2 pseudogenes are annotated in these 550 nt (G+C 59.3%); both read left to right on the top strand.

From position 1 onward, the window contains the following. Nucleotides 1-272 (top strand): annotated as a pseudogene (locus tag H7I41_RS23500) (allantoinase); the annotation flags it as partial. After that, nucleotides 269-550: pseudogene (locus H7I41_RS23495) on the top strand (hypothetical protein); the annotation flags it as partial. The pseudogenes H7I41_RS23500 and H7I41_RS23495, both read left to right, overlap by 4 nt.

The following is a 550-nucleotide window of genomic DNA, read 5'->3' as shown; positions in this document are numbered from 1 at the left end:
ACAGCCTGACGTACAACGACCTTCAGGGCGACAAGAGTCCGTCCCTGTTCGCCGACTACATCACTCGTGCATTCGACGAATTGTGGCGTGAAGGTGAGAACGGTTTCCCGAAAATGATGTCGATCGGACTGCACCCGCGGGTCGTCGGTCAGGCGGCACGTGCCAATGCCCTGCGTCAGTTCATCGAGCATGCACAGGCGACTGGGAAAGTATGGTTCGCCCGCCGCATGGACATCGCCAGCCACTGGCTCGAGCACCATCCGGCCTCGTGACCAGTCCCTTCACAGAATTACTCGCCTCGAAGATCCGCACCGCACTCGAGCAAGACTGGCAGAACGTCATCGCGGTCAGCGAATTCATCCACGCGAATGTCGAAGAGTCTTCGAAAGAATTCGCGTGCAGTGCACGCCTGACAACCGAACTGGAACATCACGGGTTCACGGTCGAACACGGAGTTGCGGGAATGGATACCGCGTTCCGTACGGTCGAACACGGAGTTGCGGGAATGGATACCGCGTTCCGTGCCTCGTTCGGGTCCCCCTCCGCTGCA

It is taken from the genome of [Mycobacterium] manitobense (assembly GCF_025821665.1).
Taxonomy (GTDB): Bacteria; Actinomycetota; Actinomycetes; order Mycobacteriales; family Mycobacteriaceae; genus Mycobacterium; species Mycobacterium arseniciresistens.
The sequence above is the reverse complement of the archived record's forward strand: the minus strand, read 5'-3'. Positions and strand labels throughout refer to the sequence as shown.